Origin of the sequence: Escherichia ruysiae, assembly GCF_031323975.1 — a bacterium.
Taxonomy (GTDB): domain Bacteria; phylum Pseudomonadota; class Gammaproteobacteria; order Enterobacterales; family Enterobacteriaceae; genus Escherichia; species Escherichia ruysiae.
The window spans coordinates 1,956,579-1,982,896 of record NZ_JAVIWS010000001.1; the positions used below are offsets into that span (position 1 = coordinate 1,956,579).

Annotated in this window: 23 protein-coding genes; 13 read left to right on the top strand and 10 right to left on the bottom strand. The window is 50.7% G+C overall.

Annotated elements, in window-relative coordinates:
• The first annotated feature begins 114 nt into the window (after positions 1-114).
• From ygjJ to fadH, 3 genes are all read left to right on the top strand, one after another.
• Positions 115-1,185 (top strand): protein YgjJ, encoded by a 1,071-nt coding sequence (gene ygjJ / locus RGV86_RS09595; protein ID WP_085461211.1) that lies wholly within the window; start codon positions 115-117, stop codon positions 1,183-1,185.
• Positions 1,186-1,201: 16 nt separating this feature from the next.
• Positions 1,202-3,553, top strand: coding sequence for an alpha-glucosidase (gene ygjK / locus RGV86_RS09600; protein ID WP_085461212.1), 2,352 nt, complete (start codon positions 1,202-1,204; stop codon positions 3,551-3,553).
• 225 nt (positions 3,554-3,778) lie between these two features.
• Positions 3,779-5,797: an NADPH-dependent 2,4-dienoyl-CoA reductase gene (fadH, locus tag RGV86_RS09605; RefSeq protein WP_085461213.1), complete on the top strand. Its 2,019-nt coding sequence runs from the start codon at positions 3,779-3,781 to the stop codon at positions 5,795-5,797.
• A 52-nt stretch (positions 5,798-5,849) separates the two neighbouring features.
• Here the strand turns inward: fadH and higA are convergent, their stop codons facing one another.
• The 3 genes from higA to rlmG form a co-directional block, all read right to left on the bottom strand.
• Positions 5,850-6,266 (bottom strand): type II toxin-antitoxin system antitoxin HigA, encoded by a 417-nt coding sequence (gene higA, locus RGV86_RS09610; protein WP_000560254.1) that lies wholly within the window; start codon positions 6,264-6,266, stop codon positions 5,850-5,852.
• Positions 6,263-6,577 carry a type II toxin-antitoxin system toxin HigB gene (gene higB / locus RGV86_RS09615; RefSeq protein WP_000550188.1) on the bottom strand — a complete coding sequence of 105 codons (315 nt, stop codon included), beginning with the start codon at positions 6,575-6,577 and terminating at the stop codon, positions 6,263-6,265. Before higB ends, higA begins: the two co-directional genes overlap by 4 nt.
• Positions 6,578-6,794: 217 nt before the next feature.
• Complete coding sequence (gene rlmG, locus RGV86_RS09620) at positions 6,795-7,931, bottom strand: 23S rRNA (guanine(1835)-N(2))-methyltransferase RlmG (RefSeq protein ID WP_085461214.1); 1,137 nt, start codon at positions 7,929-7,931, stop codon at positions 6,795-6,797.
• Positions 7,932-8,015: 84 nt separating this feature from the next.
• Here rlmG and RGV86_RS09625 point away from each other — a divergent pair, with 84 nt between their 5' ends.
• The 5 genes from RGV86_RS09625 to sstT all read left to right on the top strand — a co-directional run bounded on the left by RGV86_RS09625 (position 8,016) and on the right by sstT (position 13,247).
• Positions 8,016-8,519 (top strand): M48 metallopeptidase family protein, encoded by a 504-nt coding sequence (locus tag RGV86_RS09625; RefSeq protein ID WP_065227709.1) that lies wholly within the window; start codon positions 8,016-8,018, stop codon positions 8,517-8,519.
• 77 nt (positions 8,520-8,596) lie between these two features.
• Positions 8,597-9,289, top strand: coding sequence for a SanA/YdcF family protein (locus tag RGV86_RS09630; protein ID WP_085461215.1), 693 nt, complete (start codon positions 8,597-8,599; stop codon positions 9,287-9,289).
• 78 nt (positions 9,290-9,367) lie between these two features.
• Entirely contained in the window at positions 9,368-10,354 is a 987-nt protein-coding gene (locus tag RGV86_RS09635; protein WP_085461303.1) for a Gfo/Idh/MocA family protein, read from the top strand.
• A 283-nt stretch (positions 10,355-10,637) separates the two neighbouring features.
• Positions 10,638-11,603 carry a TerC family membrane protein Alx gene (gene alx / locus RGV86_RS09640; protein ID WP_001098822.1) on the top strand — a complete coding sequence of 322 codons (966 nt, stop codon included), beginning with the start codon at positions 10,638-10,640 and terminating at the stop codon, positions 11,601-11,603.
• 399 nt (positions 11,604-12,002) lie between these two features.
• A complete protein-coding gene (sstT, locus tag RGV86_RS09645; RefSeq protein WP_000211391.1) occupies positions 12,003-13,247 on the top strand; it encodes a serine/threonine transporter SstT in 1,245 nt (414 codons plus the stop codon).
• A gap of 3 nt (positions 13,248-13,250) precedes the next feature.
• Here the strand turns inward: sstT and RGV86_RS09650 are convergent, their stop codons facing one another.
• From RGV86_RS09650 to uxaC, 3 genes are all read right to left on the bottom strand, one after another.
• Positions 13,251-13,802 (bottom strand): YgjV family protein, encoded by a 552-nt coding sequence (locus RGV86_RS09650; RefSeq protein ID WP_000128138.1) that lies wholly within the window; start codon positions 13,800-13,802, stop codon positions 13,251-13,253.
• 82 nt (positions 13,803-13,884) lie between these two features.
• Positions 13,885-15,372: an altronate dehydratase gene (gene uxaA, locus RGV86_RS09655; RefSeq protein WP_085461216.1), complete on the bottom strand. Its 1,488-nt coding sequence runs from the start codon at positions 15,370-15,372 to the stop codon at positions 13,885-13,887.
• Between the two features lie 14 nt (positions 15,373-15,386).
• A complete protein-coding gene (gene uxaC / locus RGV86_RS09660; RefSeq protein ID WP_000187442.1) occupies positions 15,387-16,799 on the bottom strand; it encodes a glucuronate isomerase in 1,413 nt (470 codons plus the stop codon).
• Between the two features lie 478 nt (positions 16,800-17,277).
• On the opposite strand from uxaC, the gene exuT reads away from it, so the two are divergent.
• Positions 17,278-18,576: a hexuronate transporter ExuT gene (gene exuT / locus RGV86_RS09665; RefSeq protein WP_024165155.1), complete on the top strand. Its 1,299-nt coding sequence runs from the start codon at positions 17,278-17,280 to the stop codon at positions 18,574-18,576.
• 82 nt (positions 18,577-18,658) lie between these two features.
• Here exuT and RGV86_RS09670 read toward each other — a convergent pair whose 3' ends face one another.
• From RGV86_RS09670 to RGV86_RS09685, 4 genes are all read right to left on the bottom strand, one after another.
• The gene (locus RGV86_RS09670) at positions 18,659-19,744 is read right to left on the bottom strand and encodes a CblD like pilus biogenesis initiator family protein (protein ID WP_085461217.1); all 1,086 of its coding nucleotides are present in this window, start codon (positions 19,742-19,744) and stop codon (positions 18,659-18,661) included.
• On the bottom strand, positions 19,741-22,425 hold the full coding sequence (locus RGV86_RS09675; RefSeq protein WP_085461218.1) for a TcfC E-set like domain-containing protein: 2,685 nt from the start codon (positions 22,423-22,425) through the stop codon (positions 19,741-19,743). Before RGV86_RS09675 ends, RGV86_RS09670 begins: the two co-directional genes overlap by 4 nt.
• Before the next feature lie 90 nt (positions 22,426-22,515).
• Positions 22,516-23,016, bottom strand: a complete 501-nt coding sequence (locus RGV86_RS09680) for a CS1 type fimbrial major subunit (RefSeq protein ID WP_000708860.1) — start codon at positions 23,014-23,016, stop codon at positions 22,516-22,518.
• Between the two features lie 29 nt (positions 23,017-23,045).
• Positions 23,046-23,762 (bottom strand): fimbria/pilus periplasmic chaperone, encoded by a 717-nt coding sequence (locus tag RGV86_RS09685; RefSeq protein ID WP_085461219.1) that lies wholly within the window; start codon positions 23,760-23,762, stop codon positions 23,046-23,048.
• A 295-nt stretch (positions 23,763-24,057) separates the two neighbouring features.
• On the opposite strand from RGV86_RS09685, the gene exuR reads away from it, so the two are divergent.
• The 4 genes from exuR (at position 24,058) to mzrA (ending at position 26,227) form a co-directional block, all read left to right on the top strand.
• On the top strand, positions 24,058-24,834 hold the full coding sequence (gene exuR, locus RGV86_RS09690) for a transcriptional regulator ExuR (protein ID WP_000406033.1): 777 nt from the start codon (positions 24,058-24,060) through the stop codon (positions 24,832-24,834).
• 187 nt (positions 24,835-25,021) lie between these two features.
• Positions 25,022-25,156 carry a hypothetical protein gene (locus tag RGV86_RS22450; RefSeq protein ID WP_432758335.1) on the top strand — a complete coding sequence of 45 codons (135 nt, stop codon included), beginning with the start codon at positions 25,022-25,024 and terminating at the stop codon, positions 25,154-25,156.
• A 21-nt stretch (positions 25,157-25,177) separates the two neighbouring features.
• A complete protein-coding gene (gene yqjA, locus RGV86_RS09695) occupies positions 25,178-25,840 on the top strand; it encodes a DedA family general envelope maintenance protein YqjA (protein ID WP_000422149.1) in 663 nt (220 codons plus the stop codon).
• Between the two features lie 3 nt (positions 25,841-25,843).
• On the top strand, positions 25,844-26,227 hold the full coding sequence (gene mzrA / locus RGV86_RS09700) for an EnvZ/OmpR regulon moderator MzrA (protein WP_001166774.1): 384 nt from the start codon (positions 25,844-25,846) through the stop codon (positions 26,225-26,227).
• Positions 26,228-26,318 lie beyond the last annotated feature (91 nt).

Sequence of the window (26,318 nt, forward strand, 5' to 3'; positions counted from 1 at the left end):
GCAGGCATTTTCCCTCTTTCTGGATGGGGAGAGGGAAAATAGTTTCTGCCTTTATATTTTTATAATTACAACGATAAAAGGCTGTACTTTTTCTTTAGCTCATGGATTAACACAATGAAATTAATTACTGCACCATGCAGAGCATTACTTGTTCTGCCGTTTTGCTACGCCTTTTCTGCGGCCGCTGATGAAGCACGTCCGGCAGAACATGACGACACAAAAACACCCGCCATTACCTCGACGTCTTCTCCTTCATTTCGTTTTTATGGTGAATTAGGGGTTGGTGGGTATATGGATTTAGAGGGCGAGAATAAACATAAATACAGCGACGGCACTTATATTGAAGGTGGCCTGGAGATGAAGTACGGCTCCTGGTTCGGCCTGATTTACGGCGAAGGTTGGACCGTGCAGGCCGACCACGACGGCAATGCCTGGGTGCCTGACCATAGCTGGGGCGGTTTTGAAGGTGGGATTAACCGTTTTTATGGCGGTTATCGTACCAACGATGGCACCGAAATCATGCTCAGTCTGCGCCAGGATTCCTCGCTGGATGACCTGCAATGGTGGGGCGACTTCACCCCCGATCTGGGCTACGTCATTCCCAATACCCGCGACATTATGACCGCGCTGAAGGTGCAGAACTTAACCGGCAACTTCCGCTATAGCGTCACCGCCACACCTGCCGGACATCATGACGAAAGCAAAGCCTGGCTGCATTTTGGCAAATACGATCGCTACGACGACAAATACACCTATCCGGCAATGATGAACGGTTACATCCAGTATGACCTTGCCGAAGGCGTCACCTGGATGAACGGTCTGGAAATTACCGACGGTACAGGACAACTCTATCTCACGGGTCTGCTTACCCCTAACTTTGCCGCTCGCGCCTGGCACCATACCGGACGCGCCGACGGGCTGGACGTACCGGGAAGCGAAAGTGGGATGATGGTGAGCGCCATGTATGAAGCGTTAAAGGGCGTTTATCTCTCCACCGCTTACACCTACGCTAAACATCGCCCTGACCACGCTGACGATGAAACCACCTCTTTCATGCAGTTTGGTATCTGGTACGAATACGGCGGCGGACGTTTTGCAACGGCTTTTGATAGCCGCTTCTACATGAAAAATGCCTCTCACGATCCCAGCGACCAACTCTTCCTGATGCAATATTTTTACTGGTAATAAGGACTGTAATTTCATGAAAATCAAAACTATTTTAACGCCAGTAGCCTGTGCTCTGCTGATGAGCTTTTCCGCCCATGCCGCTAACGCCGACAATTATAAAAACGTGATTAACCGTACTGGCGCGCCGCAGTACATGAAGGATTACGATTACGACGATCACCAGCGTTTTAATCCGTTTTTCGATCTCGGAGCCTGGCATGGTCATCTGTTGCCAGACGGCCCGAACACCATGGGCGGTTTTCCGGGCGTTGCGCTGCTGACGGAAGAGTACATCAACTTTATGGCCAGCAATTTCGACCGCCTGACCGTCTGGCAGGACGGCAAGAAAGTCAACTTCACGCTGGAGGCATACAGTATCCCCGGCGCGCTGGTGCAAAAACTGACAGCAAAAGAAGTGCAGGTCGAAATGACTCTGCGCTTCGCCACGCCGCGCACGTCACTACTGGAAACCAAAATCACCAGCGATAAACCGCTGGATCTGGTGTGGGATGGCGAGCTGCTGGAAAAACTGGAAGCAAAAGAAGGGAAACCGCTTTCCGATAAAACCATTGCTGGCGAATATCCTGACTATCAACGCAAAATCAGCGCCACCCGTGATGGCCTGAAAGTCACCTTTGGCAAAGTGCGCGCCACCTGGGATCTGCTGACCTCCGGCGAATCGGAATATCAGGTACATAAATCCCTGCCGGTGCAGACTGAAATCAACGGTAATCGCTTTACCAGTAAGGCACATATCAACGGTTCAACGACGCTATATACCACCTATTCCCATCTGCTGACCGCCCAGGAAGTTAGCAAAGAGCAGATGCAAATCCGCGATATTCTGGCACGTCCGGCGTTTTATCTCACCGCCTCGCAGCAACGCTGGGAAGAGTATCTGAAGAAAGGGTTAACCAACCCGGATGCGACGCCGGAACAGACGCGCGTCGCGGTGAAAGCAATCGAAACGCTTAACGGTAACTGGCGCTCGCCTGGCGGTGCGGTGAAATATAACACCGTTACGCCGTCGGTAACCGGGCGCTGGTTCTCCGGCAATCAGACCTGGCCGTGGGATACCTGGAAGCAGGCGTTTGCGATGGCGCATTTCAATCCGGACATCGCCAAAGAGAATATCCGCGCGGTCTTCTCCTGGCAGATCCAGCCTGGCGATAGCGTGCGTCCGCAGGATGTGGGCTTTGTCCCCGACCTGATTGCGTGGAACCTTAGCCCCGAGCGTGGCGGTGATGGCGGCAACTGGAACGAACGTAACACCAAACCCAGCCTTGCCGCCTGGTCGGTGATGGAAGTGTATAACGTCACCCAGGATAAAGCCTGGCTGACAGAGATGTACCCGAAACTGGTGGCCTATCACGACTGGTGGTTACGTAACCGCGATCATAACGGCAACGGCGTGCCGGAATATGGCGCGACCCGCGATAAAGCCCACAACACCGAGAGCGGTGAGATGCTGTTTACGGTGAAAAAAGGCGACAAAGAAGAGACGCAGTCTGGCCTGAACAACTACGCCCGCGTGGTGGAGAAAGGCCAGTATGACAGTCTGGAAATTCCGGCACAGGTCGCTGCGTCGTGGGAATCGGGGCGTGATGACGCCGCCGTCTTTGGGTTTATCGACAAAGAACAGCTGGATAAATATGTCGCTAACGGCGGCAAACGTAGCGACTGGACGGTGAAATTCGCCGAAAACCGCAGTCAGGACGGAACGTTGCTGGGCTACTCGCTATTGCAGGAGTCGGTGGATCAGGCCAGCTATATGTACAGCGATAACCATTATCTGGCGGAGATGGCAACCATCCTCGGAAAGCCGGAAGAGGCCAAACGCTATCGTCAGTTGGCACAGCAGCTCGCGGACTACATCAACACCTGTATGTTCGACCCGACTACACAGTTCTACTATGACGTGCGCATTGAAGATAAACCGCTGGCGAACGGCTGCGCGGGCAAACCGATAGTCGAGCGCGGTAAAGGGCCGGAAGGCTGGTCGCCGCTGTTTAACGGTGCGGCAACGCAGGCCAATGCCGACGCGGTGGTGAAGGTGATGCTGGACACTAAAGAGTTCAACACCTTTGTCCCGCTGGGAACGGCAGCGTTAACCAACCCGGCCTTTGGCGCGGATATCTACTGGCGTGGGCGCGTATGGGTGGATCAGTTCTGGTTTGGTCTGAAAGGGATGGAACGTTACGGTTATCGCGATGATGCCCTGAAACTGGCGGATGCGTTCTTCCAGCACGCCAAAGGATTAACCGCCGATGGTCCGATTCAGGAGAATTACAATCCGCTGACCGGCGCGCAGCAAGGGGCACCCAATTTCTCCTGGAGTGCCGCGCATTTGTATATGTTGTATAACGATTTTTTCCGTAAGCAGTAATTTTCAACGGCTGGCGGATGCGGCGTAAACGCCTTATCCGCCCTACATGTACGTTCCCCCAGGTCGGATAAAACGCAGCAAGCGTCGCATCCGGCATTACCCCCGGGCGTATTCTTTTTGAATCCCATCACAAACCCCGCATTCCCCTTTTCCCTTTTCCCCGGCGACGGCTAAATTAGAACTCATCCGACCACATAACAATTATTTTACATACTGGACAATTTTATGAGCTACCCGTCGCTGTTCGCCCCGCTTGATTTAGGCTTCACCACGTTAAAAAACCGCGTGTTAATGGGCTCAATGCACACCGGGCTGGAAGAATACCCGGACGGCGCTGAACGGCTGGCGGCGTTTTATGCTGAACGCGCCCGTCACGGCGTGGCGCTGATTGTCAGCGGCGGCATTGCGCCAGATTTCACAGGTGTAGGGATGGAAGGCGGCGCAATGCTCAATGACGTCAGCCAGATCCCGCACCATCGCACCATTACTGAAGCGGTGCATCAGGAAGGCGGCAAAATCGCCCTGCAAATTTTGCATACCGGGCGCTACAGCTACCAGCCGCATCTGGTCGCCCCGTCCGCATTGCAGGCTCCCATCAACCGTTTCGTTCCCCATGAGTTAAGCCATGAAGAGATCCTGCAGCTGATCGACAATTTCGCCCGCTGCGCGCAACTGGCGCGGGAGGCCGGATACGATGGCGTCGAAGTGATGGGTTCCGAAGGGTATTTGATCAACGAATTTCTGACGCTGCGCACCAATCAGCGTAGTGACCAGTGGGGCGGCGATTACCACAACCGGATGCGGTTTGCCGTAGAAGTAGTGCGTGCGGTGCGCGAACGCGTCGGCAACGACTTCATTATTATCTACCGCCTGTCGATGCTCGACCTGGTCGAAGGCGGCGGTACTTTTGCCGAAACGGTAGATCTGGCGCAGGCCATTGAAGCGGCTGGCGCAACCATTATTAATACTGGCATTGGCTGGCATGAAGCGCGTATTCCGACCATCGCCACGCCCGTGCCGCGCGGTGCCTTTAGCTGGGTCACGCGCCAACTGAAAGGCCACGTCTCGCTGCCGCTGGTGACCACCAACCGGATTAACGATCCGCAGGTTGCCGACGACATTCTCTCGCGCGGTGATGCGGACATGGTGTCGATGGCGCGACCGTTTCTCGCTGATGCGGAGCTGCTGTCAAAAGCGCAATCAGGGCGAGCCGATGAGATCAACACCTGCATTGGCTGCAATCAGGCCTGTCTCGATCAGATCTTCGTTGGCAAAGTCACCTCGTGCCTGGTGAATCCTCGCGCCTGCCACGAAACCAAAATGCCGATCCTTCCTGCCGTGCAGAAAAAAAATCTGGCGGTGGTCGGTGCCGGTCCGGCGGGGCTGGCGTTTGCCATTAACGCGGCGGCGCGTGGTCATCAGGTAACGTTGTTTGATGCGCACAGTGAGATCGGCGGTCAGTTTAATATCGCCAAACAGATCCCCGGCAAAGAGGAGTTTTACGAAACGCTGCGTTACTACCGGCGGATGATCGAAGTAACAGGCGTGACGCTGAAACTCAATCACACCGTGACGGCGGATCAGTTACAGTCGTTCGATGCAACGATCCTCGCTAGCGGGATCGTACCGCGCATTCCGCCTATCGACGGGATCGATCATCCGAATGTATTGAGTTATCTCGATGTACTGCGCGACAAAGCGCCGGTGGGCGACAAAGTTGCCATCATCGGTTGTGGTGGGATTGGCTTTGACACGGCGATGTATTTGAGTCAGCCGGGCGAATCCACCAGCCAGAATATCGCCGGGTTCTGTAATGAGTGGGGGATCGACAGCAGCCTACAACAGGCTGGTGGCTTAAGCCCGCAGGGAATGCAGATCCCTCGTAGCCCACGGCAGATTGTGATGCTCCAGCGCAAAGCCAGCAAACCGGGACAGGGGTTAGGCAAAACCACCGGCTGGATCCATCGCACTACCCTACTCTCGCGCGGAGTGAAAATGATCCCAGGCGTAAGTTATCAGAAGATCGACGATGACGGGCTGCATGTGGTGATCAACGGCGAAACACAGGTATTAGCCGTGGACAATGTGGTGATCTGCGCAGGGCAAGAGCCAAACCGCGCGCTGGCGCAACCGCTGATTGATAGCGGGAAAACCGTGCATTTGATTGGCGGCTGCGACGTGGCTATGGAGCTGGACGCACGCCGAGCGATTGCCCAGGGAACACGGCTTGCACTGGAGATTTAAATCGTTATTTGACGTGCCGGATGCTGCGTTCATGCCGCATCCGGCAGTTGCATTAATCAATAAACAAGGCGGGAGAAATACCGAATCGCGCTGCCAGTTTTTTAGCGTGTTCCAGCGTTAATTTCCTCTTCCCGTTCAAAACGCGTGACACCATCGACTTGCTACCAATTTCCGGCAGATCGGAAAGGGTTAAACCGTATTGATCCATCAGGGTACGAATCACAGCAACACCACCTGGCATGGCTTGAGCCATGGCATTAAATTCAGCAAATTCGGGCGCTGATTCTTCCCACGCGGTTATTTTGGCACACACCAGATCCAGCAAGGGATTTTCAGGATCGTTAAGCAGCAGATGATCGACCAGTTCCAGCGCCTGGGCGTATTGTTCTTCGTTCTGGATACCCGCCAGAAAAGGTGCCACAGCAGTTAGCTTTTCTCCCGCCTGCAAGATGTCGGCAATCGCAATCATTTTTTCCCCTTAGTACGATGAATGGCGGTAAAGAAATCGTATTCTTTGTGCGTCATAACTTCGCGTATGTAGCACTTTTGCGATTCAAAAAAGACCATTGCGACAACACGTAATTCATTGCCCCCGACATTGAAAACATAATGCTTATCCAGATATTTGAAGTTATCCAGAGATGGGAACACTGCTTTTAATGACTCAGGTTTTTTGAAATATCCCTTAGCAATCGTGTTCCCCAAAGCCACCAGCTCCGTTTTGTGTTGCGGGTATTTTTCCGCAGCATCTTTCAGTGCTTTTTGAGTGATCAGGTGCATTCTTCATCATGTCCGTTGACAAATTGGCAATATGATAACATTCGTTGACAGATTGGCAACGAATGAATTTATCTGTATGACGGAAGAATAAACGTTGAGAAATGCCAAACAAGAGAATGCAGGGGGCGGTGACAGGGATTTTTTGTTTTATGGAAGCGAGATTCCAGAAATGAGCAGCATTGCCGGATGCGCCGCATCCGGCAGGTAGTTGCCAATCTTACCGACGACGCCCCAGCTTCACCGCTTTCAGCACCACAAATTTATTATTCGTAGCAATAGTGGTGCAGTTGCCGAAAATTTTCTTCAGTTTATGGAAGTAATCCAGATGGCGGTTGGCAACGATATACAGCTCACCGTTGATTTTCAGGCAGCGGCGGGCGTGGTGGAACATCTCCCAGGCGACGTTATCGGTCAGCGCATGTTGCTGATGAAACGGCGGGTTGCAGAGCACAGCATTAAAGCGGAAAGGCTCCACGCCGGAGAGCGCGTTGTTGATCATAAACTCGCAGCGATCCAACGCCTCTGGCATGTTGGTTTCTACATTCAAACGGCTGGAAGCAACCGCCATCGGTGATTCATCGACAAACACCACTTTCGCCTGCGGGTTTTTATCGAGCAATGTCAGGCCAATAACGCCGTTACCACAGCCGAGATCGACAATCTCACCTTCGAGGTTCTCCGGCAGATGCTGCATAAAGAAGCGCGCGCCAATATCCAGCCCGGTGCGGGAGAAGACATTCGCGTGATTGTGGATAGTCCAGTCAGTACCTTCCAGCTTCCAGCTAACGGTCTGCGGCGCATCGGCCAGCGTCGGCTCGTTGAAAGTGCAATTAATCAGGCGCGCTTTTTTCCATGCCAGCGTGGTGGTGGTCGGGCCGAGCACTTTTTCGAACAGTTCCAGCGTGGAAGTGTGAATGTCACGGGCTTTGGCACCGGCAATAATACGCGTATCCGACGTGACCACTTTGCGCAGCGCACGCAGTTGCTGTTCCAGCAATGCCAGTGTTTTCGGTACTTTGATCAGCACCACACCCGGCTGTTGCGGGTAGTCGGCAGTGCTGTCGAGAAACTTCACACTCGACTCATCAATCCCGTTGAGACGTAAATTCTCGCGCGTTGCCAGTTCGCTGATATACGAGTCGCCAATGCTGTACGGCTTATGTTCTGCCAGCGCACAGCTTAATGCGCCAAAAGCATCATTCAGGATCAACACCGGGCCGCAGATTTCTGTGTCGTCCAACTGTTGCAGCAGATATTCATCCGCCGCTTCCCACGCCTGTAGCGGGTTAACGTCATCCGTCGCCGGAAAACGTTGTAGTGTCAGTGAACGGAAACCGTTGTCTAAGTGGCTCATCGGCCCTCCTGAATGATAAAATTTCGACGTTGCCCCTGAAAAGGGTGCGTGAGTATACCCTTTTTCTCTTTTTCGTGGGCGGTTATGAGCAATCTTACTTATCTTCAGGGTTATCCCGAGCAGCTACTTTCCCAGGTGCGCACGCTGATTAATGAACAACGTCTGGGCGATGTGCTGGCAAAACGCTATCCGGGAACGCACGACTACGCCACCGATAAAGCCCTCTGGCAATATACCCAGGATCTGAAAAATCAGTTTCTGCGCAATGCCCCGCCGATCAATAAAGTGATGTATGACAACAAGATCCATGTGCTAAAAAACGCGCTCGGGTTACATACCGCTGTTTCTCGTGTGCAGGGCGGCAAGCTGAAAGCGAAAGCAGAGATCCGCGTCGCTACCGTGTTTCGCAACGCGCCGGAACCGTTTTTACGTATGATCGTCGTCCATGAACTGGCGCATCTGAAAGAGAAAGAGCACAACAAAGCGTTCTATCAATTGTGTTGCCATATGGAACCGCAGTACCACCAGCTTGAGTTTGACACCCGGCTGTGGCTAACGCAGTTGTCGCTTGAGCAGGACAAAATCTGAAAATGATGCCAGACGTTATATTTTCAACCATTAACGCCTAAAATCGACGCCCCCTCTTTTCGTTAAGGATAACGACCATGCTGCGCGCATTTGCTCGCCTTCTTCGCCGCGTTTGTTTTTCTCGCCGGACTCTTAAAATTGCCTGTTTATTGTTGCTTGTGGCAGGAGCGACCATTTTTATCGCCGATCGCGCAATGGTCACCGCCAGCAAGCAGCTGACCTGGAGCGATATCAACGCCGTTCCGGCGCGTAACGTGGGTTTATTGCTGGGGGCGAGACCGGGTAATCGCTACTTTACCCGACGCATTGATACCGCAGCAGCGTTGTACCATGCCGGAAAAGTGAAATGGCTGCTGGTAAGTGGCGATAACGGACGTAAAAATTACGATGAAGCATCAGGCATGCAGCAGGCCTTGATCGCTAAAGGCGTACCGGCGAAAGTGATCTTCTGCGACTATGCCGGATTCTCAACGCTGGATTCGGTAGTGCGTGCCAAAAAGGTGTTTGGGGAAAACCATATCACCATTATTTCGCAAGAATTTCATAACCAACGCGCCATCTGGCTGGCAAAACAGTACGGTATCGACGCTATCGGGTTTAACGCGCCAGACCTCAATATGAAGCACGGCTTTTATACTCAACTGCGGGAGAAACTCGCTCGTGTCAGTGCGTTGATTGACGCGAAAATCCTCCATCGCCAGCCGAAATATCTCGGGCCATCGGTCATGATTGGGCCGTTTAGTGAGCATGGCTGTCCGGCGAAAGAATAATGCGTATCTGCGCACGTCGAAGATGAAAAAGGCGTGCTACATTGACGACAGAATCCCTTTATGGAGTATCCACGCGTTATGATACGTTTCGCTGTGATTGGCACGAACTGGATCACTCGTCAGTTCGTCGAGGCCGCCCATGAGAGCGGTAAATACAAGTTAACCGCCGTTTATTCCCGCAGCCTTGAACAGGCTCAGCACTTCGCCAATGATTTTTCTGTCGAGCATCTGTTTACATCGCTGGAAGCGATGGCGGAAAGCGATGCCATTGACGCGGTGTATATTGCCAGCCCGAATGCCCTGCACTTTTCCCAGACACAACTTTTCCTTAGCCATAAAATTCATGTGATTTGCGAGAAGCCGCTGGCGTCGAATCTGGCGGAAGTGGATGCCGCCATTGCCTGCGCACGAGAAAATCAGGTGGTGCTGTTTGAGGCATTTAAAACCGCCAGCCTGCCGAACTTTCATCTGTTACGCCAGGTGCTGCCGAAAGTCGGCAAATTGCGTAAAGTCTTTTTCAACTACTGCCAGTATTCCTCGCGGTATCAGCGTTACCTGGATGGTGAGAATCCCAACACCTTTAATCCGGCGTTCTCTAACGGTTCAATCATGGATATCGGCTTTTACTGCCTGGCGTCGGCGGTGGCGTTATTTGGTGAACCGAAAAGCGTGCAGGCAACCGCCAGTTTGCTGGCAAGTGGTGTAGATGCCCACGGCGTGGTGGTGATGGATTACGGTGATTTCAGCGTCACCTTGCAGCATTCAAAAGTGAGCGATTCTGTGCTGGCAAGCGAGATTCAAGGCGAAGCGGGATCGCTGGTGATTGAAAAACTTTCTGAATGCCAGAAAGTCTGCTTTGTGCCACGCGGCAGCCAGATGCAGGATCTCACCCAACCGCAGCATATTAATACCATGCTCTACGAAGCAGAGCTGTTCGCTACCCTGGTGGATGAGCATCTGGTGGATCATCCAGGGCTGGCGGTCAGTCGCATCACTGCCAAACTGCTGACCGAGATCCGCCGCCAGACTGGGGTGATTTTTCCGGCAGATAGCGTAAAACTATAATTGCCAAAGTAAAACAGTGTAAAAGGTATGTAACAGACCATTGACTGGCTGAATGGTCTGTCATACTTTGTTACCTGCAAAGGGGAGTAACTTCATTGCCGGTCGATCGTCATTACGATGTGTGAAAAACCACATCCGGTCACCGGGCAACCCGAAAGGAATACGCAGACGTATTCCTTTTTTGTTGTAAGTGAGACCTTGCCGGAAGGCGAGGTCTATGCATAAAAAGCAGCGGCTGACGTCTTCCGACGTTGGCCGTTTTTTTTATGTGTAAGGAACTTCTATGAATACTGTCGGCACGCCGTTGCTATGGGGCGGATTCGCTGTTGTTGTCGCCATTATGCTGGCTATCGACCTGTTGTTGCAGGGGCGTCGTGGGGCACATGCCATGACCATGAAACAGGCTGCGGCCTGGTCGCTGGTCTGGGTGACGCTGTCGTTACTGTTTAACGCCGCTTTCTGGTGGTATCTGGTGCAGACACAGGGGCGCGAAGTCGCTGACCCGCAGGCGCTGGCCTTCCTCACGGGTTATCTGATTGAGAAATCGCTGGCGGTCGATAACGTCTTCGTCTGGTTAATGTTGTTCAGCTATTTCTCTGTTCCGGCGGCATTACAGCGCCGCGTGCTGGTGTATGGCGTGCTCGGGGCGATTGTTCTGCGTACCGTCATGATCTTCACCGGTAGCTGGCTGATTTCGCAGTTCGACTGGATCCTGTATATCTTCGGTGCATTCCTGCTGTTTACCGGCGTGAAGATGGCGCTGGCTCATGAAGATGAATCAGGAATCGGCGACAAGCCGCTGGTGCGCTGGCTGCGCGGTCATTTGCGCATGACCGACACCATCGACAACGAGCATTTCTTTGTGCGTAAGAATGGCTTGTTGTACGCCACACCGCTGATGCTGGTGCTGATTCTGGTGGAATTGAGCGATGTGATTTTCGCCGTGGATAGCATTCCGGCTATCTTCGCTGTTACCACCGATCCGTTTATTGTGCTGACCTCAAACCTGTTTGCGATCCTCGGCCTGCGTGCGATGTATTTCCTGCTGGCAGGCGTAGCAGAACGTTTCTCGATGCTCAAATATGGTCTGGCGGTGATTCTGGTGTTTATCGGTATCAAGATGCTGATTGTCGACTTCTACCATATTCCGATCGCCGTCTCGCTGGGCGTGGTGTTTGGCATTCTGGTGATGACGTTTATTATCAACGCCTGGGTGAATTATCGGCATGATAAGCAGCGGGTAGAATGATTTTTAATCTGCCTGAGCTGTGTACCCTGTCATCAACATGAGCACCGTTTTCTCCCTCTCCCTTCCAGGGAGAGGGTCGGGGTGAGGGTAATTTTTCGCACCAATGCTGGCCTGTTCCCCTCACCCTAACCCTCTCCCCAAAAGGGGCGAGGGGACTGACCGGGTACTTTTTTGACGTTGTCATCAGTCTGGAAGCCGCACGTTGGGCTTTATTTTTATGTCAAACAAATGTAACCATTAAGTTGCAAAACATGACCTCCCTTTAAAATCCAGCATTTTTCGCTTCCCGAAGCTGTAACTTTCCTTATACTCGACCTTGCAAACACTTTGTTACATCCTGAAAGATGCGTCGAAAGAACGTACCAGGGATGTACGACAACACAATGAAAGGATCGAAAAATGACTACGCAACATTCACCGGGGCTATTCCGGCGTCTGGCTCATGGCAGCCTGGTAAAACAAATCCTGGTCGGCCTTGTTCTGGGGATTATTCTGGCATGGATCTCAAAACCGGCGGCTGAAGCTGTTGGTCTGTTAGGCACTTTATTTGTTGGCGCCCTGAAAGCCGTAGCACCCATCCTGGTGCTGATGTTGGTGATGGCTTCCATCGCTAACCACCAACACGGGCAGAAAACCAATATCCGCCCTATTCTGTTCCTCTATCTGCTGGGTACTTTCTCCGCCGCACTGGCCGCAGTCGTTTTCAGCTTCGCCTTCCCTTCTACCCTGCATTTATCCAGTAGCGCAGGCGATATTTCGCCGCCGTCAGGTATTGTGGAAGTGATGCGCGGACTGGTAATGAGCATGGTTTCCAACCCCATCGACGCGCTGTTGAAAGGTAATTACATCGGGATTCTGGTGTGGGCTATTGGCCTCGGTTTCGCGCTGCGTCACGGTAACGAAACCACCAAAAACCTGGTCAATGATATGTCGAATGCCGTCACCTTTATGGTGAAACTGGTGATTCGCTTCGCACCAATCGGTATTTTTGGTCTGGTTTCTTCTACCCTGGCAACTACCGGTTTCTCCACACTGTGGGGCTACGCGCAACTGCTGGTCGTGCTGGTTGGCTGTATGTTGCTGGTGGCGCTGGTGGTTAACCCACTGCTGGTGTGGTGGAAAATTCGTCGTAACCCGTTCCCGCTGGTGCTGCTGTGCCTGCGCGAAAGCGGCGTGTATGCCTTCTTCACCCGCAGCTCTGCGGCGAACATTCCGGTGAATATGGCGCTGTGCGAAAAGCTGAATCTGGATCGCGATACCTATTCCGTTTCTATTCCGCTGGGAGCCACCATCAATATGGCGGGCGCAGCAATCACCATTACGGTGTTGACGCTTGCTGCGGTTAATACGCTGGGTATTCCGGTCGATCTGCCTACGGCGCTGCTGCTGAGCGTGGTTGCTTCCCTATGTGCCTGTGGCGCCTCCGGCGTGGCGGGGGGTTCTCTGCTGCTGATCCCACTGGCCTGTAATATGTTCGGTATTTCGAACGATATCGCCATGCAGGTGGTTGCCGTCGGCTTTATCATCGGCGTGTTGCAGGACTCTTGCGAAACCGCACTGAACTCTTCAACTGACGTGCTGTTCACTGCGGCTGTTTGCCAGGCAGAAGACGAGCGTCTGGCAAATAGCGCCCTGCGTAATTAATGTTTAACCCCTTTCGTCAACGGCGGAAGGGGTTTTCTCTACTTTAAATGGATCAATTCCCCTTTTCTGCATCCGCCAGAAACGAATGATATTCAGGCCATTCATTAGCAGAAAACTGCCCTCAATCATCGTGCCGCCAATCGACCCCGCCCAGAAGTTGTGAATCACCCAGCAACACGTTGAAAACCACATTACGCAGCGCATGGTCAGCCCTTTACAGCGGAACAGCGCCCAGGTACTGACAATCGTGCCAATAACCGGCAATAGTTCAACAGGATGATGGAACTTCGCCAGGCCGATTCCGCCAGTCAGCACAATAAATATCGCCATTACCCATAAGCTGCGCGTGCGTAAGGTAATCAACGTACGAATAGCATTAAGGATGGCACTGGCACCGGCAGGATAAGTGCCCAGGAGGAAAAAATGCACGCCAATAACGGCGCTATAGACCGAAAGCTGCTTTTTGAAGCGACGTTCGTCACGGTTAAAAAATGTAGTGATACCAATCAGAAAGGCGATGACACCCACGCCCTGGGCCAGCCAATACGCGGTCATGATAAATCCTTAACAGGTATGGAAAAGCAAACGGCGCTTCACATTATGAAACGCCGTTTTTTATTAACAACTCATTTCGACTTTATAGCGTTACGCCGCTTTTGAAGATCGCCAGTTCGCGGAAGTCGTTACGCTCGTTGCAAGTTTGCTTACCGTTGGCAAACTCAACGATGGTATCGATAAATTCTTCCAGCAACTGCGGCATCGCTTTTCCGTGAATCAACTGACCCGCGTCAAAGTCGATCCAGTGTTTTTTCTTCGCCGCCAGTTCACTGTTGGTGGCAATTTTCACCGTCGGCACAAAACCACCATACGGCGTACCTCGACCGGTACTGAACAGCACCATGTGACAGCCGGCGCCCGCCAGGGCACTGGTCGCTACGGCATCGTTACCCGGCGCACTTAACAAGTTCAGCCCCGGCGTTTTCAGACGCTCGCCGTAACGCAGCACGTCAACCACGACACTGGAACCCGCTTTCTGGGTACATCCAAGTGATTTGTCTTCCAGCGTGGTGATACCGCCCGCTTTGTTCCCCGGTGATGGGTTTTCGTAAATGGGCTGGTCATGAGCAATAAAGTACTGTTTGAAGTCGTTGACCATGGTGACCAGTTTTTCAAACGTTGCTTCGTCGCGGCAATGATCCATCAGCAACTGCTCTGCGCCAAACATCTCCGGCACTTCGGTCAGTACGGTAGTACCGCCGTTAGCAATCACGTAGTCAGAAAAACGCCCCAGCATCGGGTTAGCGGTAATACCAGAAAGACCATCAGAACCACCGCACTCCAGACCAAACTTCAGTTCGCTGAGTTTGCCTGGCTCGCGTTTATCGTTGCGCATCACGTTATACAGCTGATGCAAATGCTCGATCCCGGCTTCGATTTCATCGTCCTGCTGCTGGCAGATCATGAAATGAACGCGTTCAGGATCGATGTCCCCCAGCGTTTCACGGAAGACATCGACCTGATTGTTTTCACAGCCCAGACCAATCACCAGCACCGCACCTGCGTTCGGGTGGCGCACCATGTTTTGCAGCATAGTGCGGGTATTGATGTGATCGTCACCCAGTTGTGAGCAGCCGTAGGTGTGGCTGAAGAGGAACACGCCGTCAGTACCTTCAGCGTTGTTGGTCTCTTTCAGGAAACGGTTCTGGATCTGCCGCGCGATGCCGTTGACACAGCCCACGGTTGGCAGGATCCACAGCTCGTTACGCACCCCGACATCGCCGTTAGCGCGACGATAGATCTGCACTTCACGATCTGCCGCTTGTGCTGGCAGATCGTGAAAATCAGGTTGATAGCGATACTGATCCAGATCGCTCAGATTCGTGCGCGTATTGTGGGCGTGAACGTGTTCCCCCGCCGCAATATCCGCCAGTGCATAACCAATCGGCAGGCCGTATTTAATAACGTTGGCCCCTTTTGCGATATCCGTTAACGCAAATTTATGTCCTCGAGCGACATCCTGGCGCAGCGTAACGGTTTGGTTATCGACACTGACTTCTGTGCCTTCCGCCAAATCTGCTAAAGCAACCGCGACGTTATCCAGTGCATGGATCTTGATGTATTGCATATCAACCCCAGACCTTAGTTCAGTTCAATGGCGAAATAGTCACGCGCATTGTTAAAGCAAATGTTTTTCACCATCTCGCCCAGCAGGTTGATGTCCGCCGGTGCTTCGCCCGCTTCCACCCAGCGACCGATCATCTGGCACAGAATGCGGCGGAAGTATTCGTGACGGGTGTATGACAGGAAGCTACGGCTGTCAGTCAGCATACCGACAAAGCGGCTCAGCAGACCGAGCTGCGCCAGTTGGGTCATCTGACGTTCCATACCGTCTTTCTGGTCGTTAAACCACCAGCCGGAACCGAACTGCATTTTGCCCGGCATACCTTCGCCCTGGAAGTTACCGATCATGGTGCCCAGCACTTCGTTATCGCGCGGGTTCAGGCAGTAGAGAATGGTTTTCGGTAGCAGGTTTTCTTCGTTCTGTTTGCTCAGCAGTTTAGACAGCTCTTCCGCCATCGGACGGTCGTTGATGGAGTCAAAACCAACATCCGGCCCCAGCAGTTTGAACTGACGCAGGTTGTTATTACGCAGAGCGCCGATGTGGTACTGCTGCACCCAACCGCGACGTGCGTATTCGGCACCAAGGAACACCAGCACCGCAGTTTTAAACTGTGCCACTTCGTGCTCACTCAGGGTTTCGCCTGCCAGGCGGCGTGCCAGAATGCTGTCCAGTTCCGCTTCGTTCGCTTCAGCAAACATCACCACATCCAGCGCGTGGTCAGACACTTTACAGCCGTGAGCGGCGAAGTGATCCAGACGTTTGGTCAGGGCGGTTTGCAGGTCTGCAAAGCGGCGAATGTCGGTATCAGAAACTTCACCCAGCTTCGCCATATAGTCGTTAAAGGTCGCCTGTTCGATGTTGAAGGCTTTATCCGGACGCCAGCTCGGAAGCACTTTAATGGTGAAAGAGCCGTCTTTGGCGATCTCTGCGTGATGCTCCAGAGAATCGATCGGGTCATCGGTGGTGCCGACCATTTTCACGTTCATCTGCTGCATGATGCCGCGCGCGGAGAAGTTATCCTGCGCCAGCAGTTCGTTACATTCGTTCCAGATTTCATCGGCAGTCGACGGAGACAGCAGTTTGCCCGTGATACCGAATGGACGACGCAGTTCGAGGTGCGTCCAGTGGTATAACGGGTTGCCGATAGTGTGCGGAACGGTCGCCGCCCAGGCGTCAAACTTTTCACGGTCAGAGGCATCACCGGTACACAGGCGTTCAGCTACACCATTGGTGCGCATTGCACGCCATTTGTAGTGATCGCCTTTCAGCCAGATGTCATACAAATTCTTAAAGCGATAGTCTTCTGCAATCTGCTGCGGCGGCAAATGGCAGTGGTAGTCGAAAATCGGCTGGTCTTTTGCGTAGTCGTGATACAGACGGCGGGCAAATTCAGTATCTAACAGGAAATCTTCAGTCATAAACGGAGTCATTATCGTCTTCCTCTTAACGAGTGAGCTAGCTTGCTTATGGTGCGATGCTGACAAAGTTATCACACCAATTTCCAGAGCCAGAAGATATTTTCGTGAGTTAGATCAATAAACGTAGTTAAAAAAATTACTCTCAAAGTGGTAAATATCGCTGCAAGCCGCGCCGTTACTGGCCTCGCTATCATCGTGTAATGTCCCTACAAATATTCGCACATTTGTGATGGCTCTCACCTTTTAAAGTTGTATGACAAGTTATCTTTTTGCCGTCGCAAATCATAAGTCGACGGAATGCAAATTGCCGATTCATTCTCTGGATGGATTGGATTGACCGGTACGGAAGCCGAATTAGCACGAAACTTTCATGGCAACGTTCGGGGCGTGCCGGTTTTTTTTCGGTTACCCGGTCGTAAGTAACATCTTCAGCCTCTGGCGGGATGATGGCCGCGATTACTGCGGATATAACAAAACGATGAGGTTTTACATGCGTAAAATTAAAGGGTTACGTTGGTATATGATCGCACTGGTGACGCTCGGCACCGTGCTCGGTTACCTGACGCGTAACACTGTGGCGGCAGCTGCGCCAACTCTGATGGAAGAGTTAAACATCTCCACCCAACAGTATTCCTACATCATCGCAGCTTATTCTGCTGCTTATACGGTCATGCAACCGGTAGCGGGTTATGTACTGGATGTTCTGGGTACAAAAATCGGTTACGCGATGTTTGCCGTGTTGTGGGCTGTGTTCTGTGGCGCTACCGCGCTGGCAGGTAGCTGGGGCGGCCTGGCGATTGCTCGTGGTGCGGTAGGTGCTGCTGAAGCAGCAATGATCCCAGCGGGTCTGAAAGCCAGTTCCGAATGGTTCCCGGCGAAAGAGCGTTCCATCGCAGTAGGTTACTTTAACGTTGGTTCTTCAATTGGTGCGATGATTGCACCGCCGCTGGTGGTATGGGCAATTGTGATGCACAGCTGGCAGATGGCATTTATCATCTCCGGTGCGCTGAGCTTTATCTGGGCGATGGCATGGCTGATTTTCTATAAACACCCGCGCGACCAGAAACATCTGACTGATGAAGAACGCGAATACATTATTAACGGTCAGGAAGCCCAGCACCAGGTTGGCACGGCGAAGAAAATGTCCGTTGGTCAGATTCTGCGTAACCGTCAGTTCTGGGGTATCGCGCTGCCGCGTTTCCTGGCTGAACCGGCGTGGGGGACTTTCAACGCGTGGATCCCACTGTTCATGTTTAAAGTTTACGGCTTTAACCTGAAAGAGATCGCGATGTTCGCCTGGATGCCGATGCTGTTTGCTGACCTCGGTTGTATCCTCGGTGGTTACCTGCCGCCGCTGTTCCAGCGTTGGTTTGGCGTGAACCTGATCGTCTCCCGTAAGATGGTAGTCACGCTGGGTGCGGTGCTGATGATTGGCCCAGGTATGATCGGTCTGTTCACCAATCCATATGTGGCGATTATGCTGCTGTGTATCGGTGGTTTTGCTCACCAGGCACTGTCTGGCGCACTGATTACGCTCTCTTCTGACGTGTTCGGTCGTAACGAAGTGGCAACGGCAAACGGTCTGACCGGGATGTCCGCATGGCTGGCAAGTACGCTGTTTGCCTTGGTTGTTGGTGCTCTGGCTGACACCATCGGCTTCAGCCCGCTGTTCGCAGTGCTGGCAGTGTTCGACCTGTTAGGCGCGCTGGTTATCTGGACGGTATTGCAGAACAAACCGGCGATTGAGGTGGCGCAGGAAACACATAACGATCCCGCCCCGCAACATTAACGCTTAGCGTGAGTTTTAATGTCGAAGCCGCCTGTTCAGGCGGCTTCGTTGTTTATATAGAACGTTTGTCCGGCCTGGAGGGTTAATTGATAGTTGGCAAGGACGGAGTAAAGACCACCGACAGTTTACCCATGTAGTACCCGGCCTGCTTATCCATCACGCTGAACTTCTCTACCGCCAGGGTTAATGGCGTCGGCACACACATAACAGCGTAACGAATACCAGGCAGTACAACCGGACGAACGCGCTTCAGGTTAATACTGTTCCAGACCATATTTTCATTATTGCGCACGTCAATTTGCCCGCCCGTTTCCGGGTTATACATTTTTACGCGGTAATCAATACGTTCTGAGGCATCTGTCGATGTTCCTCCCTGACGATAAATCGAGAAGTCGCCATCTCTTCGCCCGGCAGCCGGGCGACCTTCATCTTTAAGCTGGATTTCATAACTGATGGCGTTGCCGTTAAAACCATCGTACAGGCACATATCCAGCGTGGTCAGATCCTGAGCATAGTTACTGCCATTGACGCTCCCCGTCGGGTGTAGATCCAACTGTACCCGTGGCGTGGCGTGGGCAAACTCCGGAAAGAAGATATCGATATGGTTGGGATCGAGCGTATTAAGCGTGATATCCGCAAAATAATCTGCTCCAGGGTAGGTAAAATGCATTTTAACGGAACCTTCCCAGACGCCACCAATCGGTAATTTTTTCATTTCTGCTTGCTCAAGATAGAGCGTTAACAGTTTTACATTGGCATTATAAGCACCGCTATTAGCTATACATCGACGAGTAGTTGTACTATCTAAAGGGAATTGCGCCGACCAGCCATCACAGTCCCCTCCGGGATTGCGGACCACAAAATTCGTATATCCTTTAAGGTTAACTGGCCAACGCATACCACTGCGCTTTTCTGTCATATAAATTTTCACGTTTGAATAATTACCAGATGGTGTACAAATCTGCTGTCGATCAGGAAAATTGCACTGATAACTTGACCATGCGGTGTCGTAGTTTATAGCAGGGGGTTCTTCCTTGTTCCAGATGTAATAATCTGCCCTGCCGACTGCCAAATCATAAGTAATTTCAGCCGTAACGTTGGGCGATGCCTGAACACCTGCAACCGAGCCCAAAAAGCAAAATAGTATGGCAATCAATCGCTTTCTCATGGTGCAACCTCCCTTTGCGCCGTTTGTACGCTCTCACGTAATTTAGGCTGTTTTAACTGCGCCTGAACCTGAATCGACTCTGGCAATTGCGAATAACTCACGACGCTACAAGTCACATCGCCGCTGTAACGAATGCTGGCGCGTTTCTTCACAACAGTCAGCGGACATTTAAGGAATTCGTGTCCGGAAAGCAGATACAATTCTTTATCATTGCCGCTAATTTCCAGCGTAAATCCGCCATCTTCAGCCACCAATAACATGGTGCTGTTCAGACCAATCAGCGGGAATTTCTCTACTGATGCTGGCAATAACAAGCGACCAATATAGTTGTAGTTAAAGCTGGCAGTGACTTCGCGATAACGTAACTTACCGGGCAGCAACATTAATTCCCGGTTTCCCGCGCCATTGATAATATTGGTTGTTCCCTGCTGGTTGCCCTGGTTGCTGTCCCTGACGTCAACAAAGCCCGACTGGAATCCAGCATAGGGGAACAACACACTGTCACTTTGACCAAGTTGCAGAGTTCTGCTGCCCGCAACCCGAGCTTCGAATTGCAGATCCTGGCTCTCTTCATCCTGTTCAGTAAATCCTTTTACATCGACTAATACAGCGCCGAGCAGATCATCTGTTCCACTGGCTCCCAGATTAATTCCGTAACGACTCACCGCCAGTGTGGAACTGTAAGACCCTGTAAAGGCAGAAAGATGATCATGGTTCTTGCGATCGTAACTGTCTGATACGGTGCCGTTGAGATTACCGTACTGCCCTTCCCAACGACCATTAACCGCACTGTTTATGGTATCGGTGTTCAGGCCACCGACGGTTACGCCAAGTTCTTTATGGCTGAATGAATCGTTATAAAAGGTATGCGATAACTGCCATGAAGTTTGGTCGCCATCCTGATCGCTATAGCGATAGTCAGTCGAAACATTGGTTGAGTGACTGTTATTATTGCTGTCCATCGTTGGTGTATCAGATAACGAAAACGATAAGTACAATCCGTTGTCGTCGTTATCTCCGCCGTTGTCGTTACGATGGAAAACCCCGACAGAAGTGCTCAAAATCCAGTCACGCATTACAAAAGCGCGAGACGCGCTAAGCTGTACGGTTTCAGAAATACTTTGCGCAGAAGTCTGGCGAAGATAGTTATTTTCAAAACTCTGCTGTTTGTCCCAGCGTAAGCTGTCGTCGGTGTTATTTTGCGTGCGGGTATAACCCAGCATCATGTTCCAGCCGATAAGATTCTGTGAAATCGTAGCGGATATGCTTTCATAACAGCTTAAGGCGTTGTAGCTATCTCTGCTGTCGGTTGTACAAGCATCTCCGTCGGAGTTGGTACGATAAAAGCCCAGCGTCGGCCATCCCGAATTACTCCAGTTAACCTGCTGCATATCACCTTTGCCGCCATCGTCATTGCGGAACAGACTGGCACCTATGGCAAGATTCCCCACCCCGCCTAAATCCGCCGTCCAGTTATTACCTAACTCGAAAGCATTCACATCATCGGCATTCGCCAGCCCTGCGTAGAACTCATATTGTGGATGTAACGGCAGGCGAAAACCCAGTTGATAAGCTGAACTTTCGTCATCGGCAGCCTGGGAGGTGGTTTTACCGGCCTGTAAGAACCACTGCGCATTTCCGTCCGTCAGCCCCCCTGTTTTGGTAAAAGGGACAAGTTCAGTGCGGGTGAGTTGGTTGTTCTCATAAACTTTTAACGCCACGCTGTAGCTGCCTGGCGGAAAGGAACCAGTATCAATAAATTGCGAACCACTATTGAGATAAAACGATCCCAGAAGTTGTTCATTACGATAAGCGTCAACACGAGAATTGCGCGAAAGCAGGACCATTACTGGCGTTCCTTGCTGACTCTGCGCCTGGTTTAAATAACTGAGTGTTGACCCGATACGCATTCCATCGATTGCACCGAGTGGCAGAAAGTTAAAAGTAAAATTCCCGCCTTGTGCATTAAATAGCGTGCGGTTGTCCATTCGCCCCGCCTGCACATAATAACGACGTAAAAAATCATAACGATAATAGAGATCGCTGACATCAGCATTATTATCGCTGACATCTTCTGCCTCATAGCCATTGAAATTCCAGTGCCCGCCAATATAACTATTCTCTGTGACACCCAGCGCACCATTGCCCTGAATGGAGAACGATTGGTAATCATCCTGCACCAGCACGTTAATATCCTGCTGATGAATAAATGCATTAATCGCGTTTCTGTCTGGATTTAAATATAGCGATTTTGAATTTAACGAGGAACTCCATTGGGGATTCAGAAAGAGGGTGGCGGAACTCTCTTCATCATTAAAAATAATGTCAACAGAATCGGTATTGAGAAAGCCACATCCTGAATCGGTCTGCGCAAAACCACAAGCCAGTTCACCATGACGCGCCAGTGGTTGTGCCAGTCTCGCTTTTACGGCTTGAGTGATTTTTTGGTCTTTGGTATCCAGCTCCAGCTTATTATATAAACTTGCTGAATCCAGAAATGTTACCGCATCAAGATTAACCATTGCATAATATTTACCGAGACTTTTCCCGGCATAATAGACTTCAATATACTCCTGCTGTCCCTGTGCAATAACCTCAAACCCAGCGGGAATTTTAGTTAATGCTGCCTTTGCCGGGCTGAGACTCGCCAGGATCAAAAGAGCCAGTAATTTTTTATCCATGGCAACCCTGAAATCCATAATAACGACTAAAATAGTTAAAATAAGGGAGGACAAGCCCCCCTTTATTACGTATTAATTCTGTTATCCGGATTAGATATCCTGGGACAGATAGATGCTTACCACACCACGGTAAATACCGGTTTCCAGTACACCTTTGGTAGTCTGAGCAAACATCAGGTTTTTAGCCAAAGAACCGTTGGTTAAAGCATCGGAAGCAAAAATTTTGGTTGCTTCAAAAGTGGTAGCGGCATCGGACTTGATTTCAGTACCACCCCAGGTCACAGTCAGCGGAACAGTTTTGCTGCCGTCCAGGTTATGAACCAGTTGCGCAGGGGAAACCAACTGCATTTTAATGTCTTTAGTCACATCGTTAGACCAAATTTTAGTCATCAACTGATAAGATTGCAGACCCTGACCCGGCAGATATTGCATTTCAACTGCTTTCGGCAGTGCGCTGTTATCGGTTTGCGTCATATCCAGAGCGGCATCAACGTTAGCTGTTACAGTAATATCTTTTTGTACTGCTAACGCGGAGCCTGCTACAGAGAATAACGCTGCTACCAGAAGAGATTTTGCAAATGCCTTTTTCATTACTATTCCTTCGTTTATGACAATGATAATTAATGGATCGCCAGCTCAAACTCGCCATTATCCTTAGTGATCCAGTTATTATATTTGACAACGATCTTGTCGTGGCCAGATATGCTTTCAAGATTTATTTCCTGACCAGGGAAGATATTTTTATTTACGGTCTGCATCTTACAATTATCTTTGCTATTATTTTTGCAATAAGCGATCGTTAAAAGTTTTAAACGTTGATTCCCTGCATTAAATAATTTTTTGGCAGGATTTACTTCTAACTTAGCAATAGGTTGTTGGGGTGGAACACTAACAACAATCCCCCAAATCAAGTTAACTGTTAACTGCATAGAGAGATCTTTTTTATCTGTGGCAACGTCATCAATACTGGGAACTGCTTCAAATTTAACGCGGTAATTTTTCTCTTTTTGCTCTGGTTCCATTGCGACAAAGCGCACGGTTTTGCTGCTACCGGCTGGTAAGGCGAATTTGGGTGGCATAACGACCAGATGATTTGCATCACCGGATTTAATCTCAACTTCATTTTCCTGAGGCGTCGATGGATTATCGATACGGAATACTGTCGCCTTGATATACTGAACTTCATTACTTTTAGATATTACACGAACGTTGCCTTCACCCTGACTATTAATAGAAACAGCCATAGGATAAACAGTCATATTTGACTGTGCAAAAAAAGGAGCGAACACGAATAAAAGCGGCGTAAGCCGTGATAAGAGTTTAATTTTCGCCACCATATAGAATTGATCTTACAAAATTGTTTCAAAAAAGTTAGTGCATTAGAAATGTAGATTTATTGTAAGTCAATATAAAAAAGCATTTTTAGTTAATATTAATTTAAAAAGCGAAAAATTAAGTTACTGAAACATAGTAATTTTCACAATATCGACGCTTAATTTTTAGGAATTTATAAATATTCACAATGCTAATTAAATACATTATTTCAATCACCATATTTATATATGAACAATGGCATACCCATAAATAAAGTGGTATGATAACTTTGTCCGCATTCCATTCCGGGAGACGCATATGGAAATCTCTGAACCACGCCGTTTGTACCAACAACTTGCTGCTGACCTGAAAGAGCGCATTGAGCAGGGCGTCTATCTGGTGGGTGATAAACTGCCCGCCGAACGTTTTATTGCCGATGAAAAAAACGTCAGCCGAACGGTCGTTCGTGAAGCCATCATCATGCTGGAAGTTGAAGGCTATGTGGAGGTGCGTAAAGGTTCAGGTATTCACGTGGTTTCCAACCAGCCGCGCCATCAGCAGGCGGCTGACGATAATATGGAATTTGCCAATTACGGCCCGTTTGAACTGCTACAGGCTCGCCAGCTTATCGAGAGCAATATTGCCGAGTTTGCCGCAACCCAGGTGACCAAGCAGGACATCATGAAATTGATGGCCATCCAGGAGCAGGCTCGCGGCGAACAATGCTTCCGCGATTCCGAGTGGGATTTGCAGTTCCATATTCAGGTTGCCCTGGCGACGCAGAACTCAGCCCTGGCAGCCATCGTTGAGAAGATGTGGACCCAGCGTAGCCATAACCCGTACTGGAAAAAACTCCACGAACACATTGATTCCCGTACCGTCGATAACTGGTGTGATGACCACGATCAGATCCTTAAGGCGTTAATTCGCAAAGATCCCCATGCCGCTAAGCTGGCAATGTGGCAGCATCTGGAAAACACCAAGATAATGTTATTTAACGAAACCAGCGACGATTTCGAGTTCAACGCCGACCGTTACCTGTTCGCAGAAAACCCGGTTGTGCATCTGGATACGGCCGCCAGCGGCAGCAAATGAAATTCCCATCGGGCAGGCGCTACAACGCGCCTGTACGCTTTGTCAGTAAGCAAAAAGTATAAAGTGTCAGCCTGTGTAAATCCTCTCGCCACCCTCCCCTGCAATCAGCAAAATCAGACTCCACGGACATGTAATTTTGATAACGAACAACGTTGACCTTTGTTACAATTAGATTCAATTTGAATTTATGCTATTAAATGTTTTCTTATCTCACGTTTTAACAGGGAATAGTTCAGGCCGTGTTGGTGCTCCGACCCGCAATCCATACAAAAACAGCAATAATCTGGCGGGAGTGCATCATTTAAAACCGGCGTGGCGTTAACCGATTCACCAGGAATAATGAATGGAACTTTTGACCCAATTACTGCAGGCCCTGTGGGCGCAGGATTTTGAAACGCTGGCCAATCCGTCGATGATTGGCATGTTGTATTTTGTCTTGTTTGTAATTTTGTTCCTTGAAAACGGCTTGCTTCCGGCAGCCTTTTTACCGGGCGACAGCTTACTGGTGTTGGTCGGCGTATTGATTGCTAAAGGCGCGATGGGTTATCCACAAACGATTTTGCTATTGACCGTAGCCGCCAGCCTTGGCTGCTGGGTCAGTTACATACAGGGGCGATGGCTGGGCAATACCCGCACTGTGCAAAACTGGCTTTCCCATTTACCCGCGCACTATCACCAACGCGCACACCATCTTTTTCACAAACACGGTTTGTCGGCGCTATTAATTGGTCGCTTTATTGCGTTTGTCAGAACACTGCTGCCGACCATTGCCGGGTTATCAGGGCTGAATAACGCACGCTTTCAGTTCTTCAACTGGATGAGCGGTTTGTTGTGGGTGTTGATCCTGACAACCCTGGGTTACATGCTCGGCAAAACGCCGGTATTTTTGAAGTACGAGGATCAGCTAATGTCATGCCTGATGCTGCTCCCGGTGGTACTGCTGGTATTTGGCCTGGCAGGTTCTCTGGTCGTGTTATGGAAAAAGAAATATGGAAATCGGGGGTAAAGGATGCAAATACCTCGCATGTCGCTTCGCCAGCTAGTCTGGTTCGGCGCTGCTTTATTGCTGGTCGGCACGCTGTTGCTGGCCTGGTCTGCGGTTCGTCAGCAAGATTCAACGCTGGCGATCCGTGCCGTTCATCAAGGCATGACAATGCCAGACGGTTTTTCCATCTGGCATCACCTTGACGCTCACGGCATTCCTTTCAAAAGCATTACCCCCAAGAACGACACTCTGTTAATTACGTTTGACTCCAGCGACCAGAGTGCCGCCGCAAAAGCAGTCCTCGACAGAACATTGCCCCATGGCTACATCATTGCGCAGCAGGACGATAACAGTCAGGCCATGCAGTGGCTGACCCGGCTGCGGGATAATTCTCATCGCTTCGGATAACTTCCTGTTATCCGAAACATATCACTCACTTTGGTGATTTCACCGTTACTGTCTATGATTAATGAGGCGGTGGTTAACACTACCGCTTCGT

Bases quoted from the DNA above. Each gene is read 5' to 3' on its own strand.
- yqjA (WP_000422149.1), top strand. From the start codon at position 25,178: ATGGAACTTTTGACCCAATTACTGCAGGCCCTGTGGGCGCAGGATTTT.
- mzrA (WP_001166774.1), top strand. From the start codon at position 25,844: ATGCAAATACCTCGCATGTCGCTTCGCCAGCTAGTCTGGTTCGGCGCT.
- exuT (WP_024165155.1), top strand. From the start codon at position 17,278: ATGCGTAAAATTAAAGGGTTACGTTGGTATATGATCGCACTGGTGACG.
- RGV86_RS22450 (WP_432758335.1), top strand. From the start codon at position 25,022: ATGCTATTAAATGTTTTCTTATCTCACGTTTTAACAGGGAATAGTTCA.
- ygjK (WP_085461212.1), top strand. From the start codon at position 1,202: ATGAAAATCAAAACTATTTTAACGCCAGTAGCCTGTGCTCTGCTGATG.
- RGV86_RS09680 (WP_000708860.1), bottom strand. From the start codon at position 23,016: ATGAAAAAGGCATTTGCAAAATCTCTTCTGGTAGCAGCGTTATTCTCT.
- RGV86_RS09625 (WP_065227709.1), top strand. From the start codon at position 8,016: ATGAGCAATCTTACTTATCTTCAGGGTTATCCCGAGCAGCTACTTTCC.
- ygjJ (WP_085461211.1), top strand. From the start codon at position 115: ATGAAATTAATTACTGCACCATGCAGAGCATTACTTGTTCTGCCGTTT.
- RGV86_RS09635 (WP_085461303.1), top strand. From the start codon at position 9,368: ATGATACGTTTCGCTGTGATTGGCACGAACTGGATCACTCGTCAGTTC.
- sstT (WP_000211391.1), top strand. From the start codon at position 12,003: ATGACTACGCAACATTCACCGGGGCTATTCCGGCGTCTGGCTCATGGC.
- RGV86_RS09685 (WP_085461219.1), bottom strand. From the start codon at position 23,762: ATGGTGGCGAAAATTAAACTCTTATCACGGCTTACGCCGCTTTTATTC.
- RGV86_RS09670 (WP_085461217.1), bottom strand. From the start codon at position 19,744: ATGAGAAAGCGATTGATTGCCATACTATTTTGCTTTTTGGGCTCGGTT.
- RGV86_RS09630 (WP_085461215.1), top strand. From the start codon at position 8,597: ATGCTGCGCGCATTTGCTCGCCTTCTTCGCCGCGTTTGTTTTTCTCGC.
- uxaA (WP_085461216.1), bottom strand. From the start codon at position 15,372: ATGCAATACATCAAGATCCATGCACTGGATAACGTCGCGGTTGCTTTA.
- higA (WP_000560254.1), bottom strand. From the start codon at position 6,266: ATGATTGCGATTGCCGACATCTTGCAGGCGGGAGAAAAGCTAACTGCT.
- alx (WP_001098822.1), top strand. From the start codon at position 10,638: ATGAATACTGTCGGCACGCCGTTGCTATGGGGCGGATTCGCTGTTGTT.
- rlmG (WP_085461214.1), bottom strand. From the start codon at position 7,931: ATGAGCCACTTAGACAACGGTTTCCGTTCACTGACACTACAACGTTTT.
- higB (WP_000550188.1), bottom strand. From the start codon at position 6,577: ATGCACCTGATCACTCAAAAAGCACTGAAAGATGCTGCGGAAAAATAC.
- exuR (WP_000406033.1), top strand. From the start codon at position 24,058: ATGGAAATCTCTGAACCACGCCGTTTGTACCAACAACTTGCTGCTGAC.
- RGV86_RS09650 (WP_000128138.1), bottom strand. From the start codon at position 13,802: ATGACCGCGTATTGGCTGGCCCAGGGCGTGGGTGTCATCGCCTTTCTG.
- RGV86_RS09675 (WP_085461218.1), bottom strand. From the start codon at position 22,425: ATGGATAAAAAATTACTGGCTCTTTTGATCCTGGCGAGTCTCAGCCCG.
- fadH (WP_085461213.1), top strand. From the start codon at position 3,779: ATGAGCTACCCGTCGCTGTTCGCCCCGCTTGATTTAGGCTTCACCACG.
- uxaC (WP_000187442.1), bottom strand. From the start codon at position 16,799: ATGACTCCGTTTATGACTGAAGATTTCCTGTTAGATACTGAATTTGCC.